Genomic DNA, 14398 nt, shown 5'->3' with positions numbered 1-14398 from the left:
TCGTGCGAGTTGCGCTACGCAGGCTCATCGGCCTGATCGCCTTCCTGGTGCTGTGGGAGGTGATCGTCCGGGTGGGCCTGTTGCCGTCGAACGTCCTGCCACCGGCGTCGACCGTGCTGGTCCGGTTCGCCGGGCTGTTCGGCAACGCCGATTTCATCACGGGTGCGGTGTCCACGCTGCTGTCGTGGGCCATCGCGCTGGGGCTGACGGTGCTGATCGCCGTCCCGCTCGGCGTGCTGCTCGGCAGCGTCCGCTGGTTGCGGCTGAGCATCAGCCCGATCGTCGAGTTCCTGCGGCCGCTGCCCGCGGTGGCGCTGATCCCGCTGGTGATCCTGTTGCTGGGCAGCGACGCCCAGACCAAGATCACGCTCGCCGTGTTCGCCTCGGTGTGGCCGGTGCTGTTCAACACGATCTACGCGATGGGTGAGATCGACCGCCAGATCCTGGACACCGCGCGGGTGTACCGGACGCCGCCACTGCGGCAGCTGTTCACCGTGCTGCTGCCCAGTATCGCGCCGTTCACCATGACCGGTGTCCGGCTCTCGGCGTCGATCTCCCTGATCGTGCTGGTGACCACCGAGTACCTGACGCTCGGCACGGTGGGCATCGGCCAGTTCGTGTACTTCTCCGGCACCACGTCGGGGCGGATGGACATGGTCCTCGCGGCGACGGTGTTCATCGGGCTGGCCGGCTACCTGGTCAACTCCGGGCTGCTGGGGGTCCAGCGGCGCTGGCTCGGCTGGGCCGCGGCGGGAGGTGCGGTGTGACCCGCTCGAAGTGGTTCGACTTCGGCAGGCGCTGGCTGGTCTTCGTCGCGTTCCTCGTGGTGTGGCAGCTGGTGACGAAGGCGGTGGACGACCCGTATTTCCCACCGCCCACGGACATCCTGGCGGCGGCGAAGGACGCGTTCTTCGGCAACACCGCGCTGACCGACGACATCCTGCCCAGCATCGGCCGGATCCTCGCGGGCTGGGGCATTTCCGTGGTGGTGGGCGTGCCGCTCGGGCTGGCGCTGGGCCGTTCGCCGGTCGTCACCGACTACGTGTCCCCGATGTTCTTCTTCGCCAGGTCCGTGCCCGCGGCGCTGCTGGTGCCGGTTTTCCTGGTGGCGTTCGGCATCGGGCCGCGGATGGAGATCATCACGATCCTCTGGGGCACCATCTGGCCCATCCTGCTCAACACGATCGACGGCGCCCGCGCGGTGGACGACGTGAAGATCGAGACCGTGCGCGCGTTCCGGATCAGTCGCGCGGACTGGATCTTCGGGGTGGTGCTGCCGACCGCGCTGCCCAAGGTGTTCGCCGGTATGCGGCTCGGGCTTTCGCTGGCGATCATCCTGATGGTGGTGGCGGAGCTGATGGGCGGGAGCACCAGCGGGATCGGCTACCAGATGATCCTGACGCAGAGCAGTTTCGTGCTGTCCCAGATGTGGGCGTGGATCGTGCTGGTGAGCCTGCTGGGCTACGTGGCGAACCTGCTGCTGTCGATGGCGGAGCGCCGCGCGCTGGCATGGCACCCCGGCTTCCAGACCGAAGCGGCGATGTGAGGCTCTATATATAAGGAGTAAGTGACAGCGGCCGCGAACCTGTCCCGGTCCGCGGCCGCCTGTCGGGTGCCGAACCCTCAGCCGCCGTAGCGGATCTTCACGTCGATCAGCGTGGGCACGCCGGACGCGATCGCCGCCGGGACCGCCTTGCGCAGTTCTTCCGGCGTCTCCACGAGTGTCGCGTCGCAGCCAAGGCCGCGGGCCAGTCCGCAGAAGTCGATGCCACCCAGATCGGCACCCGGCACCTTGCCGCGCCCTGACACGTGCGCGTGTTCGCGGACCGCCCCGTATTCGGAGTTGTCCAGGATGACGAAGGTGACCGGGATGTTGTGCTGCGCCGCGGTCCACAGGCCCTGGATGCCGTACATGCTGGAGCCGTCGCCGAGCACGGCGACCACCGGGCGGTCCGGCACGGCCATCTTCGCGCCGATCGCCGCGGGCAGGCCGTAGCCGAGCACCCCGCTGGCCATCGTGAGGAACCCGTCGCCTGCCGCGTTGATCGGCAGGTAGCGCTGGATGTCCGGGCGCTGGCTCGGCGCCTCTTCGACCACGAGCACGTTTTCGGGCAGCAGCCGGGAAAGCTCGTCGTTGACGAAGGCACCGGTCATCGCTTCGCCGACCGCCGGTGCGGGCGGGCGCGGGGCCTGTTCCCGTGGTGCGGGCAAGCTGCGGGAGGTTTCCGCATCGACGAGCCCGTGGAGCGCGGTGATCGCGGCGCGCGGGCTCGCGAGCACCGGCGTCGCGTGCGGGGCGCGGGCGAGCGCCTCGGAGTCGTCGTTGATCAGGTACAGCGGCGGCAGCTCGGCCACGTCGTCCGGTGAGGGCACGTGATAGGTGAACGCCGGGGCGCCGATCACGACCACGAGGTCGTACCGCGAGAGCACCTCGTGCGTCATCTTGCGGCTGGGCTTGAGGAATCCGCCGAACTGCGGGTGGTTCTCCGGGAACGAGCTGCGCGCGGAGAACGGCGCCGCCCACACCGCGGCCTTCGTCCGCTCGGCGAGCGCGATCATGTCCGGCACGGCGTGGTCGATGTCCACGGCCGCGCCCACCACGATGGCGGGCCGCTCACTCGCGTCGAGCGCCTTGGCCACCTCGGCGACGGATTCGGCGTCCGGCGCGAACCCGCGCACGCGGGGCCTGGCAGGCAAGGGTTTCGCGGGCTGCTCCCAGTCGTCCGCCGGGATCGACAGGAACACCGGACCGTACGGCGGCTGCGTCGCGACCTGGTACGCGCGGGCGAACGCGGCGGGCACGTCCTCGGCGCGGGCGGGCTGGACGCTCCACTTCACGTACGGCTTGGGGAACTCGGGCGCGTCGATGGCGCCGAGGAACGGGTCGAACGGGAGCATCGAGCGCTCCTGCTGACCGGCGATCACGATCAGCGGCGCGCGGTTCTGGTGCGCGGTGACCATGTTGCCCAGCGCGTGCCCGAGCCCGCCGGCGGAGTGCAGACTGAGCACCGCGGGCCGGTCGGTGAACTGGGCGTAGGCGTCGGCCATCGCCAGCACCGCGGACTCCTGCAGCCCGAGCACGTAGGTGAAGTCGTCGGGCCAGTCGGCGAGGAACGGAACCTCGGTGGTGCCGGGGTTCCCGAAGACGGTGGTGATCTTCCATTCGCGCATCAGGTTGCGAACGACGTCCCGGACGGTCGGCGCGGTCATCTACGAAGTCCTCTCTTCGGTTTTGGTCTCCTGCTCCGACAGCTCCCACTCGGCGATGTCCTCGGCCGCCGCCTGTGCCTCGTCGGTGCGGTTCCGCAGCAACCGGGCGACTTCGGCGCGAAGCGCGACGAACTCCGCGGACTCGCGGGTGCTGATCTGGTCCCGCTCCGCGGGCAGGTCCACCTTGAGGTCCGCGACGATCGACGCCGGGGACTTCGACAGTACGAGCACACGATCACCGAGGTAAACGCTCTCGTCGATGTCGTGGGTCACCAGCAGCACCGTGCTGCCCTGCTGCTGCTTCACCCGGCGCAGCAGGTCCTCCAGCTCGAACCGGGTCTGCGCGTCCACCGAGGCGAAGGGCTCGTCCATCAGCAGCAGCGCGGGACGGCTGGCCAGCGCCCGCGCGATGGACACGCGCTGCTGCATCCCGCCCGAGAGCTGCCACGGGTACTTGCGCGCCGCGGCCGAGAGACCGACCGACTCCAGCGCCTCGCGGGCCCGCGCCCGGCGGTCCGCCCGGGGAATTTTGGCCGAGCGCAAGGGAAACTCGACATTTCCGGCGACCGTGAGCCAAGGGAACAACGAGCGGCTGTAGTCCTGGAAGACCACCGCGAGGTCGCCGGGCACGCCCTCGACCTTGTCCCCGTGCAGGCTGATCGTGCCGCCGGTGGGCTTGATCAGGCCGGCGATGCACCGCAGCATCGTGGACTTGCCGCAGCCGGACGGGCCGACGATGCACGCCAGCTCCCCGGTCTCGACGGTGAACGACAGGTCACGAACGGCGGTGTGGGCACCCTCCCCGCCGCCGAAGCGGTGCTTGAGCCCGCTCACCTCGAGCATCGTGGGCACTTGCTGTCTCCTCGTCTCGTGTTGGCAGGCCGGACGATCCGGTAAATGGGTGACAAATATCACCCATAATGATCGTCGGGATGCGGTTGTCTACTCAGAGTGGTTTAACCGCGTTCAAGCTTGGGAAGTTCTATCAGGTCAGCGACGTGGATGGAGATCATGTCGCGTGGCCTTTGCCCAGGAAGGGTTACATCTTCACCGGCTCTTCGCTACCCTCTGCACCTGCAAAAGAGGTTTGGACCCCAATGCTGGCGGGATTGACGGTGGTACAGCGGTGCCGAGAGAAGACGCCCCACACATAGCGGGGACTCCTGCGCAGCAGACTTCGACGCGCTCCAACGGGTCGCGTTTGAGCCTACGAAACTGGAAGCTGCGCTCCAAGCTGGTCCTGGTCCTGGCGGTGCCGACACTGACCGCGCTCGTGCTGGGCGGCCTGCGGGCCTACGACGAGCTCCATCAGGCGGACGAGTTCAGCCAGACCACGACCCAGGTCGACGTGGCCATCAAGGTCACCGACGTGATCCATCAGCTGCAGAGCGAACGCATGCTGGCTGTGGCGAAGATCATCACGCCGGGTGACGTCGATCTCCAGAGCGCGCTCAACAGCCAGATCCGCCAGGTCGACCAGTCGGTCGCCGAACTGCGGAACTCGGCTTCGCAGCTCCAGATCAGCGACGCGGCGAGCAAGGAACGCTACGACAAGGGCCTGCAGCGGCTGGACACCCTCGCCGCGCTGCGCACCACGGTCAACACACCCCCGTACTCCGAACAGGCCGCCTTCACGACCTACTCCTCGATCCTCGACTCGCTGGTCCAGCTGGGCCAGGAGGTCACGATCGCGGTGAACGACCGCGACCTGCTGCGCCAGGGCACCACCCTGCAGTCACTGAGCGAGGCCAAGGAGTTCTCCTCGCGCCAGGACGCCGCGATGGAGATCGCGACGATGCGCAACGAGTTCACCGGCCTCCTGATCGACCAGGTGCGCCAGGCGCAGGCGAGCGCCGAGGCCGCGACCGACCTGTTCAAGGCGAACGCGGACGTCGACCAGCTGCAGCTGTTCAACGACACCGTCAGCGGTCCGGACGTGGACGGCCGCGAGCGGCTGGCCTCGAGCGCGCTCGCGCGCGGCTCGGAAGGCGCGCCGCCCGGCATCAACCGCGACGAGCTGGTGGCCGACAGCACCGGTGCGATCAACAAGATGCGCACCATGGAGAGCGACCTGCTGTCCAACCTGCGCGCCAGTTCGCAGGTGCTCGCCGACGGCGCGTACGCCGCGGCGTGGCGCGACATCGGCATCGTGCTGCTCGTGCTGATCGGCGCGCTCGTGCTGACGTTCCTGATCGCCCGGATCATGCTCCGGCCGCTGCGCGTGCTGCGGACCAGCGCGCTGGACATCGCCTACACGCGGCTGCCGGAGACGGTGAACAGGATCCTCGAGGACCCGGACCCCGTCGCGGCGTCGGCCAACGCGGTCGACCCGGTGCCGATCACCACTCGCGAGGAGATCGGCGAAGTCGCCCGGTCGTTCGACGCGGTGCACGAACAGGCCATCAAGATGGCGGCCGAGCAGGCACTCCTGCGCGAGAACGTCAACGGCATCTTCGTGAACCTGTCCCGGCGTTCGCAGCGGCTGGTGGAACGCCAGCTCGGCGTGATCGACCGGCTCGAGGCCGACGAGCAGGACCCGGACCACCTCGCGAGCCTGTTCGAGCTCGACCACCTCGCGACCCGGTTGCGGCGCAACGGCGAAAGCCTGCTGGTGCTCTCCGGCGCCGGCTTGGCCAAGTCGGTGCCCAAGCCGGTCTCGGCCGCCGACGTCATCGGCGCCGCGGTGTCGGAGATCGAGCAGTACGCGCGCGTCGAGGTCGGCGTGATCCCCGAGGTCGCGGTGCGCGGGCTGACCGTGCACGACCTCGTGCACCTGCTCGCCGAACTGCTCGACAACGCGACCTACTTCTCCGAGCCGGAGACGAAGGTGAGCGTGCGCGCGGTGGTCACCCGCCGCCGGTCGCTGGCCATCCAGGTCACCGACCGCGGGGTCGGCATGTCCGAAGAGCAGATCTACGAGGTGAACCAGCGCCTCGCCGACCCGCCGGACCTGGACGTGTCGGTGACCCGGCGAATGGGCCTGTACGTGGTCGCGCGGCTGGCGCAGCGGCACGGCATCGAGGTCCGGATCCGGGAGAACGAGGACATCGAAGGCGGTGTCATCGCACGGGTCGTGGTGCCGGCCGAGCTGCTCGGCCCGGTCGTCGCGGAGACGCCGCAGCTGCCGCCGCCGACCCACGCCGAGACGTCGCTGCCGCAGATCCCCGCGGTGCCGGCGCAGCGCCCGCGGCCCGCGTCGGTCGACGCCGAGCAAACCCAGACACAGCACCAGGTTTCGGACGGTCCCGGCGGGCTGACCCCGCTGGCGCAGCCGATCAGCCTGGACGATCTGGTCGCCGGTTCACCGAACGCGGCCTTCCTCAGCCGCGGCACCGGCAAACCGGGACCGAGCCCGGCGAACCCGTCCAACGGGCATTCGCCGACCGAGGGCACCTCCCGGTTCACCCCGCTCCAGCTGCCGAAGCGGGAACCGCAGTACGTGCCGGTGGCTCCGCCCGAGCCGCCTGCCGAGGAACCGCCCGACCACGAGAGCGGTGTGCTCGAGGACGACCAGCCGACCAAACGGCTGCCGATCTACCAGTCGGTTGTGTCCCGGTGGTTCAGTGAAGAGGGCGACGACGACCAGGACGTCCGCGGGGAGGAGCCCGAACGGCCGATGACGGGAGACCTCGGCGAATCGATGGCCCAGCAGCAGCCGGAGGAAGCGGAACCGGAGCCGGAACCCGAGCAGCTGGAGTCCACGCCGATGCTGGACGAGGTGTGGCGCAGCGCGGCCGACGAGGGCTGGCAGGCCGCGCAGTCGCTACTGGATCCCAAGGGCGAGGAGATCACCACCGCCGGGCTGCCCAAGCGGGTGCCCAACGCGTACCTCGTACCGGGTTCGGTCGGCGCCGGCGAGTCGTCGGGAGCGTCGTTCACCGACACCACTTCGGGCAAACCGGGCCACAGCGCTATCGCGAGGTCGGCTACCGCCGCGCGTGATCGTATGGTGAGCTTCCAGCGTGGGTACACATCCGGACGGCACGCGCTCAATGACCACTCGGGCCGTCGGGCCGGAGAAGGCGTTTCGGTGACTGGCGGGGAGCTGTCCCTGCCCGAATACGGCAGTGAGGAGTGACGAGTGACACGGCCGGGTTCTCTGCAGCCGAAAGGCTCGAAATCTCAGGGTTCGCAGAACGGTTTCGCCTGGCTCATCACGGACTTCGTGCACCGCGTCCCCGGCGCGGCACACGCGGTGGTGGTGTCCGCGGACGGGCTGATGCTGGCCGCGTCCCGCGGCCTGCCCAAGGACAGGGCGGACCAGCTGGCCGCGGTCGCGTCCGGGCTCACGAGCCTGGCGCGGGGCGCGGCGAAGGTCTTCGAAGGCGGCCCGGTCGCGCAGACCGTGGTCGAAATGGCGAACGGCTTCCTGTTCCTGATGTCCGTTTCGGACGGTTCCTGCCTGGCTGTGCTGGGCTCGCCGGACAGTGACATCGGTCTCGTAGTCTATGAGATGACGTTGCTCGTCGACCGCGTCGGACAACAGCTGACGCCCGAGATGCGGGCCCAGTTGCAAGGGGCCGTGCGCGGCTAGCGCCGCGTGACGAAGGGACTGGAGTGGACGCGGGCCAATCAGCGGACTTGGACGGGGACCGAATGGGGATGGGCTCCACGGCTTCCGGCTCGGATCCGGAGGAACCGCGGAACGCGCTGGCCGACGAAGACTGGACGCAGTTCCGGGCGAGGGTCGACCGGGAGTGGCGGCAGCGCCGCGCTGCCGGCGCCGGTGCCGACGAAGGCGATTTCACGGGCCGGCAGGCGGCCTATCAGACAGGGGAGTTCCGCACGCCCGATTTCGGGGACCGGCTGATGTCGGGCCCCGGCTCGGAGCTGTTCGGCGGCGCGCCCGACAGCGGGCAGCCGAGCGGCGAGTTTTCGGCCTTCCCGCCGATCGCGCCGGGGCCGGGCCCGGCGAGCTACCCGAATCACCCGAGCCACCCCAACCATCCGAGCCATCCCAGCCTGCCCGCGGTCCCGACCTCGATGCCCGCCGCGCCCGCGGAGACCTCCGGGCTCGTCCGGCCGTACTTCCGGACCGGCGGCCGGACGAAGCCGACGTACGATCTCGCGATCGAGGCGCTGGTGTCGACGAGCGAGCGCGGGCGCTCGCTGGACCGGGTCCGGGTGCCCGAGCACCGGTCCATCTGCGGGCTGTGTCTGGACACGCGCTCGGTGGCCGAGGTGGCGGCCTATCTACGATTGCCGCTTGGAGTCGTTCGTGTACTGATCGGTGACGTGGCCGGGCTCGGCCTCGTCCTGGTGCACACCGCGACCGTCGCGGTCGGTGATCGTCCCAGTATCGAATTCATGGAGAGGGTGCTCAGTGGGCTTCGGAGAATTTGACTCCGACGCGAACACGTCGGCGGCCATGGGACCGACCCAGTCGGCCAAGATCGTGGTGGCCGGCGGCTTCGGTTCGGGGAAGACCACCCTGGTGGGTGCGGTGTCCGAGATCGACCCGCTGACCACGGAAGCGCAGATGACCGAGGCCAGCGTCTCGGTCGACGACGTCAGCAACACCCCGAACAAGGTCACCACCACCGTGGCCATGGACTTCGGCAGGCTCTCGCTGGATTCCGACCTGGTGCTCTACGTCTTCGGCACGCCGGGGCAGCACCGGTTCTGGTTCATGTGGGACGACCTCGCGCTGGGTGCCATCGGCGCGGTCGTGCTCGTGGACACCCGCAGGCTGGCCGACGCGTTTCCCTCGATCGACTTCTTCGAGAACCGGAAACTGCCCTACATCGTGGCGATCAACTGCTTCGACCGGCTGCTGCACCACCAGATCGAGGACGTCCGTCACGCGCTCACCATCGCGGACAACGTGCCGATCATCGCGTGCGACGCGCGGGACAAGGACTCCGCGAAGCAGGTGCTGATTTCGGTCGTGGAGCACGCGATCCTGCGGGACACCGCGCTGCAACAGGCCTGAGTAAGCGGACGGGCACCTTCGGAGTACGGCCGTTGGGGTGAAGGATGGGCATCACCCGCCGTCGTGGGTCGACAAGGCCGCTGTGAGGAATACGCTGGCAAGGAATAATCGGGACTACCGCTTCGATCGGCGAGGAGGTAACCAGTGACGGCGCCGGCTCAACACGCGGGCAGCTTCGGCTGGCTGATCACCGATTTCGTGCGCAGGGTCCCCGGAGCCGCGCACGCCGTGGTCGTGTCGGCCGACGGTTTGCTGCTCGCGGGTTCCGACGGACTGCCCAAGGACAGGGCCGATCAACTGTCCGCTGTCGCTTCCGGGCTGGTCAGTCTCACCCACGGGGCCGCGCGGTGCTTCGACGCGGGCTTCGTGAACCAGACCGTGGTCGAGATGGAACGCGGCTACCTCTTCCTGATGTCGGTCAGCGACGGCTCCTGCCTGGCCGTGCTCGCCGCGCCCAACTGCGACATCGGCACGGTCGCGTACGAGATGACGCTGCTGGTCGACCGGGTCGGTCAGCAGCTCACGCCGGAGCTGCGGATGCAGCTCCAGGGTGGTGTGCGCGGGTAGCCGATGCGAGGAATGCCGAACGGGGCCGCGGGCCCCGAAATCGATGCGTGGGAAGCCCTCCACCAGGGCGCGGACCGTGAGCCGCTGGACTCGCCGGCACGGTTCAAGCTGAACCGCTCCGCGGTGCTGACGGCGGTGCGTTCGCTGGCGGGGGTGAAGCGCCAGGCCCAGCCGGTGCCGCCGCCCCCTTCGCCGCCGCGGCAGGCGCCGCCGAGGTCCGTCGGCCCGGTGGGCCGTCGCACCATGATGCGGCCGTACGCGCACACCCGCGGCCGGACGAGGCCGGACTACGACCTTGCGCTCGAAGCACTCGTGTCCACGAGCCACCGCGGACGCCGGTACGAGGGCGCGGTTTCGGTGCAGCACAGGCGAATCTGCGACCTGTGCGTCGAACCGAGGTCCATCGCGGAGATCGCCGCCTTCCTGCTGCTGCCGCTGAACGTGGTGAAGGTCCTGGTCAGCGACATGGACAACCTGGAGCTGGTGATGATCCACCAGCCGGGGCTGTCCTTCGGGGACCGCTCTTCGCGCGAGTTCATGGCCCGGGTGCTGGACGGACTGCGCGGCCTCTGATCCCCGCCAGAAAGCCCCTCCCGCACATATTCGCCGCCCTCACGCACGCATTGGCCCCTCCAGCGGGCGTGTTGGCGGTTCCGGTGGGTGTGTTGGCCCCTGCCTCGGGTGTGTTTGCCGTTCCGGTTGGCATGTTGGCGGTTCCCGCTGGTGTGTTGGCTGGTCCCGCGTGGCGCTCGCCGATCCCGGTCTCAGTCCTCTACCAACGCTGCGGAAGTGATGCGGTGTAGGGGGAAGCGCTGATCATCCGTGCTCATCAGCACCCCGCCGCCGACGTGGGCCGGGGTGACGATCCGCTGGCTTGCTGTCCCATGCGAGTCCACGAAACCGATCCACACCTCACGTTGTTCGCGGGTGGCGCGGGCGAGCAGGGCCATCGTCGCGGAGGTGTCCGAGCCGCCACCGCCCGCGGGCAGGCGCACTTCCGCGCCCCGGCGCCTGGTCGCGGCGCGGTCGCCTGCTCGGAGGTGGGCGATCACGGACTCCAGCTGCTCCGCGCTGGCCCCGGTCGGCTCGGCCATCACGCGCCGGGTTTGCTTGGGGCGCGCGGGAATCCGGCGGCCGTTCGGGCGCAAATCGAGGACCCGCCCGGCCGCGTCTTCCGCTGCGGGGGCGAACCCGCCCGCGCGCAGTCCGTCGAGGACCTCGGCCAGTGGGGCGGGGCTCACCAGCACCGTCGGCGCGATCTTGCGCAGTTCGTACTCCCCTGCGACCGGGTTGCCCAGCACCTCCGCCAGCAGAACCTCGTCGTCACAACGCAAAAACGACGCTGCGGCGCCGCCGCGCAGTCTGCCGTGTCTGCGCGCGACGTCGTCGATCAGGTAGGTCAGCGACTGCGGCACCGGGGTGGCCGAACGCGCGCGGAACAGCCCGTGCAGTTCGTCGGCGGTGCGGCCCGCGTCGAGTGCTCGGCGCACGGTGCCTTCGGTGATCCGGTACACCGTCGCGTGGCCCGCGGACTCCACGTCCGCCACGGTTTTGATCTCCGTGGCCAGTTCCGGCTCCAGCGGGCCGGGCGCGACGACCGTCAGATCCGCTTGCACCAGAACATGATCGATCGGGGCGGGCATCGCCTCGGCCATCGCCTCGAGTGCGCCGCTGCGGTTCTCCACCAGCAGCGCCTTCGCCGCCGTGGTGAGCCCGCCGAGCGCGACCATGCCGAGGACCGACGCCTCCGCCATCGTCCACCGCACCGTCTCGTCCCGCAGCCGGCCACCGCGCCGGGGCGCGCGCCAGGCCAGGACAGCCACCAGCTCGTCGACGCTCTTCACACCCGAGCCCGGCGGCAGTTCTTCGAGACTTTCCAGCACCCGCCGCCGGTTCACGGGCGCGAGCGGGCGGCGGAGATCGTCCGAAAGCGGGGCCATCGGCTTGTCCTTGGCATCCCGCTGCCCGGCCAGACCCGGCAGCCGGGGCAGCTCCAGCCACGCCTGCGCCAGGATGAGCCACCGCTGCCCCGGCGCCGAAGCGAGCCAGGAATCGGTGAGCGTGGTGGGCACCCATTCCGGCGTGGTCGAGCCGCTGTCGGCGACGAGACCGGCGCCGACAGCCAGCTCCGCGAGCAGCGTGGCCCGCGCGTCGTCCACGTCCAGTTCCTTGGCGGCCTTACGCAGTTCGCGCACGCCGAGACCGCCTGCCTTGAGCACCGGCGGCGGCTGCTCGGACCACAGGGTGAGCAGGGATTCCAGCTGCCGCAGGAACTCCGCGGCCTCACCGGCGGCCGCTTCATCCACAGTGGACTGACTGTGCGGGTTCGTCGGCAGCGGAGGTTCCTCGACCGCGTTCGGCGAAACAGCCCGCCCGCCACGCAGCGCGATGCCGAGCTCGCGCGGCAGCTCGACCGTGTCGTTGTTGCGGCGCAACAGCAATCCGCGAGCGAGCAACCGCTGCACGGGCGTTTTCGCTTGCTCCAGCGGGATTTCCACCGCGGCGTCCCGGCTGCGCCCGATGGGCGGGCCGGACGCGAGCGCGCCGAGGACACCGCGTTCCTCGTCCGTCAGCTCGGCAAGGTCGAAACCGGCCAGTTCGGGCACCGAGGCCCCGAGCCCCGCCGGGTACGGGCCGACGATCTCCCGCGTGACCGGCAGAACGCGAAGCGCGTCGTCGTCGCCCCAGGCGATGGCGCGGGCGCGCAGTTTGGCCAACGCCGGCGCCGGATCGGCGCCCACCAGCTCGGCGACCGGCGCCAGCGGCACCGGCTGCGTGTCGGCGTCGGCGACCAGCAGGGCGTCGAGCACGCCGAGGGTGAAGGTGTCGAGATCCTCCAGCGCCCGCGCGGCGGAACCTGCCGTGCCCGCGCGCGTGGCGAGCACTGTGCTGTCGGAAGGCGGTGGGGTGGCCAGGTCGCGCCTGGCCTGCAGGAGCGCGGCCAACTCGTCGTCGGACGCGGAACGCAGCCAGTCCGCCAGAGAGGTCGCGGGCATCACGTAAGAGGATACCGCCCTGATCTCTGCCCACCGCTCGCGTTGAGGCAAACTGAAAGCGCACAGGCACAGGCCAGACCCGGGAGGACGACGTGGCCAAGGAAAACGGCAAAAAGGCCGGACGGATCGACCCGACCTGGCCGGAGGTTCCCGAGGGCGAGCACCCGGTGAGCGAACTGGCTGCCGACCGGCAAGGCGCGCTGTCGCCGTACGGAGACACCACGTTCCCGCTGGAAGCGGTGCCCTATGAGCACCCCGAAACACAGATCAACAAGTAAGGGGTAACGACAGTGCCGGTTCCCGGCCCCGGTTATTCGATCACTGTCCGTGTCGAGGCGCCGCCGTCGGCGAGCGCCGCGGGCGATCTCACGACCGCCGTCGGCCGGGTGGGCGGCGTGCTCACCGCGTTCGACGTCGTCGAGTCGAACGCCGACGCGATCGTGGTCGACATCACCGCGAACGTCTCCAACGCCGACCACGTCGACGACGTCACCAAAGAACTCGACTCGCTGCCCGGCGTGCGCGTGCGCAAGGTTTCCGACCGCACGTTCCTCATGCACCTCGGCGGCAAGCTGTCCGTGACGCCCAAAGTCCAGCTCCGCAACCGTGACGATCTGTCCCGCGCGTACACCCCGGGCGTGGCCCGCGTCTGCCGCGCGATCGCGGCGAACCCCGCCGACGCACGCAGGCTGACCATCAAGCGCAACACCGTCGCCGTGGTCACCGACGGCTCGGCCGTGCTCGGCCTCGGCAACATCGGCCCGGAGGCCGCGCTGCCGGTGATGGAGGGCAAGGCGGCGCTGTTCAAGAAGTTCGCCGACGTGGACGCGTGGCCGGTCTGCCTGGACACCCAGGACACCGAGGAGATCATCAAGATCGTCAAGGCGCTCGCGCCGGTGTACGCGGGGATCAACCTCGAGGACATCGCCGCGCCGCGCTGCTTCGAGATCGAGGCCAGGCTCCGCGAGCAGCTGGACATCCCGGTGTTCCACGACGACCAGCACGGCACCGCGATCGTGGTGGTCGCCGCGCTGCGCAACGCCCTGCGCGTGGTCGGCAAGAACATCGAGGACTGCAAGATCGTGGTCAGCGGCGCCGGTGCCGCGGGTTCGGCGATCATCCGGCTGCTGCTGCGCAAGAAGCCCGCCGACGTGATCGCCGCCGACATCAACGGCATCGTGCACGCCGGTCGCGGCGACTCGGACGAGAACCTCCGCTGGCTGGCCGAGAACACCAACAAGGACAACGTTTCCGGCTCCCTGCACGACGCGCTCGTCGGCGCCGACGTGTTCATCGGCGTGTCCGCGCCGAACCTGTTCGGTGCGGAGCAGGTCGCGACCATGGCCGACAAGGCCGTGGTGTTCGCGCTGGCCAACCCCGACCCGGAGATCGACCCGCTCGAGGCGCAGAAGCACGCCGCGGTCGTGGCCACGGGGCGCAGCGACTACCCGAACCAGATCAACAATGTGCTCGCCTTCCCCGGCATGTTCCGCGGCCTGCTCGACGCGCAGGCGCACGACATCGACGACGAGATGCTGCTCGCCGCGGCGAACGCGATCGCCGACGTGGTGGACGACCGGCTCAACGCCTCGTTCATCGTGCCCAGCGTCTTCGACTCGGCCGTCGCGCCCGCGGTCGCGGACGCGGTGAAGGCGGCCGCCAGGAGGACCGGCGCCGGGAGCTAGTGTCGTTG

General features: G+C 69.7%; 13 protein-coding genes. 10 read left to right on the top strand and 3 right to left on the bottom strand.

The window, feature by feature from the left end; all coding sequences use genetic code 11:
- Window positions 1–2: 2 nt before the first annotated feature.
- Window positions 3–767: an ABC transporter permease gene (locus tag FPZ12_RS13175; protein WP_144746949.1), complete on the top strand. Its 765-nt coding sequence runs from the start codon at window positions 3–5 to the stop codon at window positions 765–767.
- Entirely contained in the window at window positions 764–1546 is a 783-nt protein-coding gene (locus FPZ12_RS13170) for an ABC transporter permease (RefSeq protein ID WP_144746950.1), read from the top strand. The genes FPZ12_RS13175 and FPZ12_RS13170 overlap by 4 nt, the downstream gene beginning before the upstream one ends.
- A gap of 77 nt (window positions 1547–1623) precedes the next feature.
- Here FPZ12_RS13170 and mdlC read toward each other — a convergent pair whose 3' ends face one another.
- A complete protein-coding gene (mdlC, locus tag FPZ12_RS13165; RefSeq protein WP_144746953.1) occupies window positions 1624–3210 on the bottom strand; it encodes a benzoylformate decarboxylase in 1587 nt (528 codons plus the stop codon).
- Window positions 3211–4053, bottom strand: a complete 843-nt coding sequence (locus tag FPZ12_RS13160; RefSeq protein ID WP_424923600.1) for an ABC transporter ATP-binding protein — start codon at window positions 4051–4053, stop codon at window positions 3211–3213.
- A 283-nt stretch (window positions 4054–4336) separates the two neighbouring features.
- On the opposite strand from FPZ12_RS13160, the gene FPZ12_RS13155 reads away from it, so the two are divergent.
- The 6 genes from FPZ12_RS13155 to FPZ12_RS13130 all read left to right on the top strand — a co-directional run bounded on the left by FPZ12_RS13155 (window position 4337) and on the right by FPZ12_RS13130 (window position 10282).
- Window positions 4337–7288 carry a sensor histidine kinase gene (locus FPZ12_RS13155; RefSeq protein ID WP_424923598.1) on the top strand — a complete coding sequence of 984 codons (2952 nt, stop codon included), beginning with the start codon at window positions 4337–4339 and terminating at the stop codon, window positions 7286–7288.
- A 3-nt stretch (window positions 7289–7291) separates the two neighbouring features.
- Window positions 7292–7744, top strand: coding sequence for a roadblock/LC7 domain-containing protein (locus FPZ12_RS13150; RefSeq protein WP_144746958.1), 453 nt, complete (start codon window positions 7292–7294; stop codon window positions 7742–7744).
- 23 nt (window positions 7745–7767) lie between these two features.
- Window positions 7768–8553 carry a DUF742 domain-containing protein gene (locus tag FPZ12_RS13145; protein WP_424923597.1) on the top strand — a complete coding sequence of 262 codons (786 nt, stop codon included), beginning with the start codon at window positions 7768–7770 and terminating at the stop codon, window positions 8551–8553.
- Window positions 8534–9142, top strand: coding sequence for a GTP-binding protein (locus FPZ12_RS13140; protein ID WP_144746961.1), 609 nt, complete (start codon window positions 8534–8536; stop codon window positions 9140–9142). Before FPZ12_RS13145 ends, FPZ12_RS13140 begins: the two co-directional genes overlap by 20 nt.
- Before the next feature lie 144 nt (window positions 9143–9286).
- Window positions 9287–9709: a roadblock/LC7 domain-containing protein gene (locus FPZ12_RS13135; protein ID WP_144746963.1), complete on the top strand. Its 423-nt coding sequence runs from the start codon at window positions 9287–9289 to the stop codon at window positions 9707–9709.
- A gap of 12 nt (window positions 9710–9721) precedes the next feature.
- The gene (locus FPZ12_RS13130; protein ID WP_144746965.1) at window positions 9722–10282 is read left to right on the top strand and encodes a DUF742 domain-containing protein; all 561 of its coding nucleotides are present in this window, start codon (window positions 9722–9724) and stop codon (window positions 10280–10282) included.
- Between the two features lie 191 nt (window positions 10283–10473).
- Here the strand turns inward: FPZ12_RS13130 and FPZ12_RS13125 are convergent, their stop codons facing one another.
- Entirely contained in the window at window positions 10474–12705 is a 2232-nt protein-coding gene (locus FPZ12_RS13125) for a helicase-associated domain-containing protein (protein ID WP_144746967.1), read from the bottom strand.
- A gap of 92 nt (window positions 12706–12797) precedes the next feature.
- Here FPZ12_RS13125 and FPZ12_RS13120 point away from each other — a divergent pair, with 92 nt between their 5' ends.
- Together FPZ12_RS13120 and FPZ12_RS13115 are read left to right on the top strand one after the other, a co-directional pair.
- On the top strand, window positions 12798–12983 hold the full coding sequence (locus FPZ12_RS13120; RefSeq protein ID WP_144746969.1) for a hypothetical protein: 186 nt from the start codon (window positions 12798–12800) through the stop codon (window positions 12981–12983).
- Window positions 12984–12995: 12 nt separating this feature from the next.
- Window positions 12996–14390, top strand: a complete 1395-nt coding sequence (locus FPZ12_RS13115; RefSeq protein ID WP_144746970.1) for an NAD-dependent malic enzyme — start codon at window positions 12996–12998, stop codon at window positions 14388–14390.
- Window positions 14391–14398: the final 8 nt, after the last annotated feature.

Origin of the sequence: Amycolatopsis acidicola (assembly GCF_007713735.2) — a bacterium.
Classification (GTDB): domain Bacteria; phylum Actinomycetota; class Actinomycetes; order Mycobacteriales; family Pseudonocardiaceae; genus Amycolatopsis_E; species Amycolatopsis_E acidicola.
The sequence above is the reverse complement of the archived record's forward strand: the minus strand, read 5'-3'. Positions and strand labels throughout refer to the sequence as shown.

What these genes read in the sequence shown, in the direction of transcription:
- FPZ12_RS13125 (WP_144746967.1), bottom strand. Translation starts at nt 12,705, where the DNA reads ATGCCCGCGACCTCTCTGGCGGACTGGCTGCGTTCCGCGTCCGACGAC.
- mdlC (WP_144746953.1), bottom strand. Translation starts at nt 3,210, where the DNA reads ATGACCGCGCCGACCGTCCGGGACGTCGTTCGCAACCTGATGCGCGAA.
- FPZ12_RS13130 (WP_144746965.1), top strand. Translation starts at nt 9,722, where the DNA reads ATGCCGAACGGGGCCGCGGGCCCCGAAATCGATGCGTGGGAAGCCCTC.
- FPZ12_RS13160 (WP_424923600.1), bottom strand. Translation starts at nt 4,053, where the DNA reads ATGCTCGAGGTGAGCGGGCTCAAGCACCGCTTCGGCGGCGGGGAGGGT.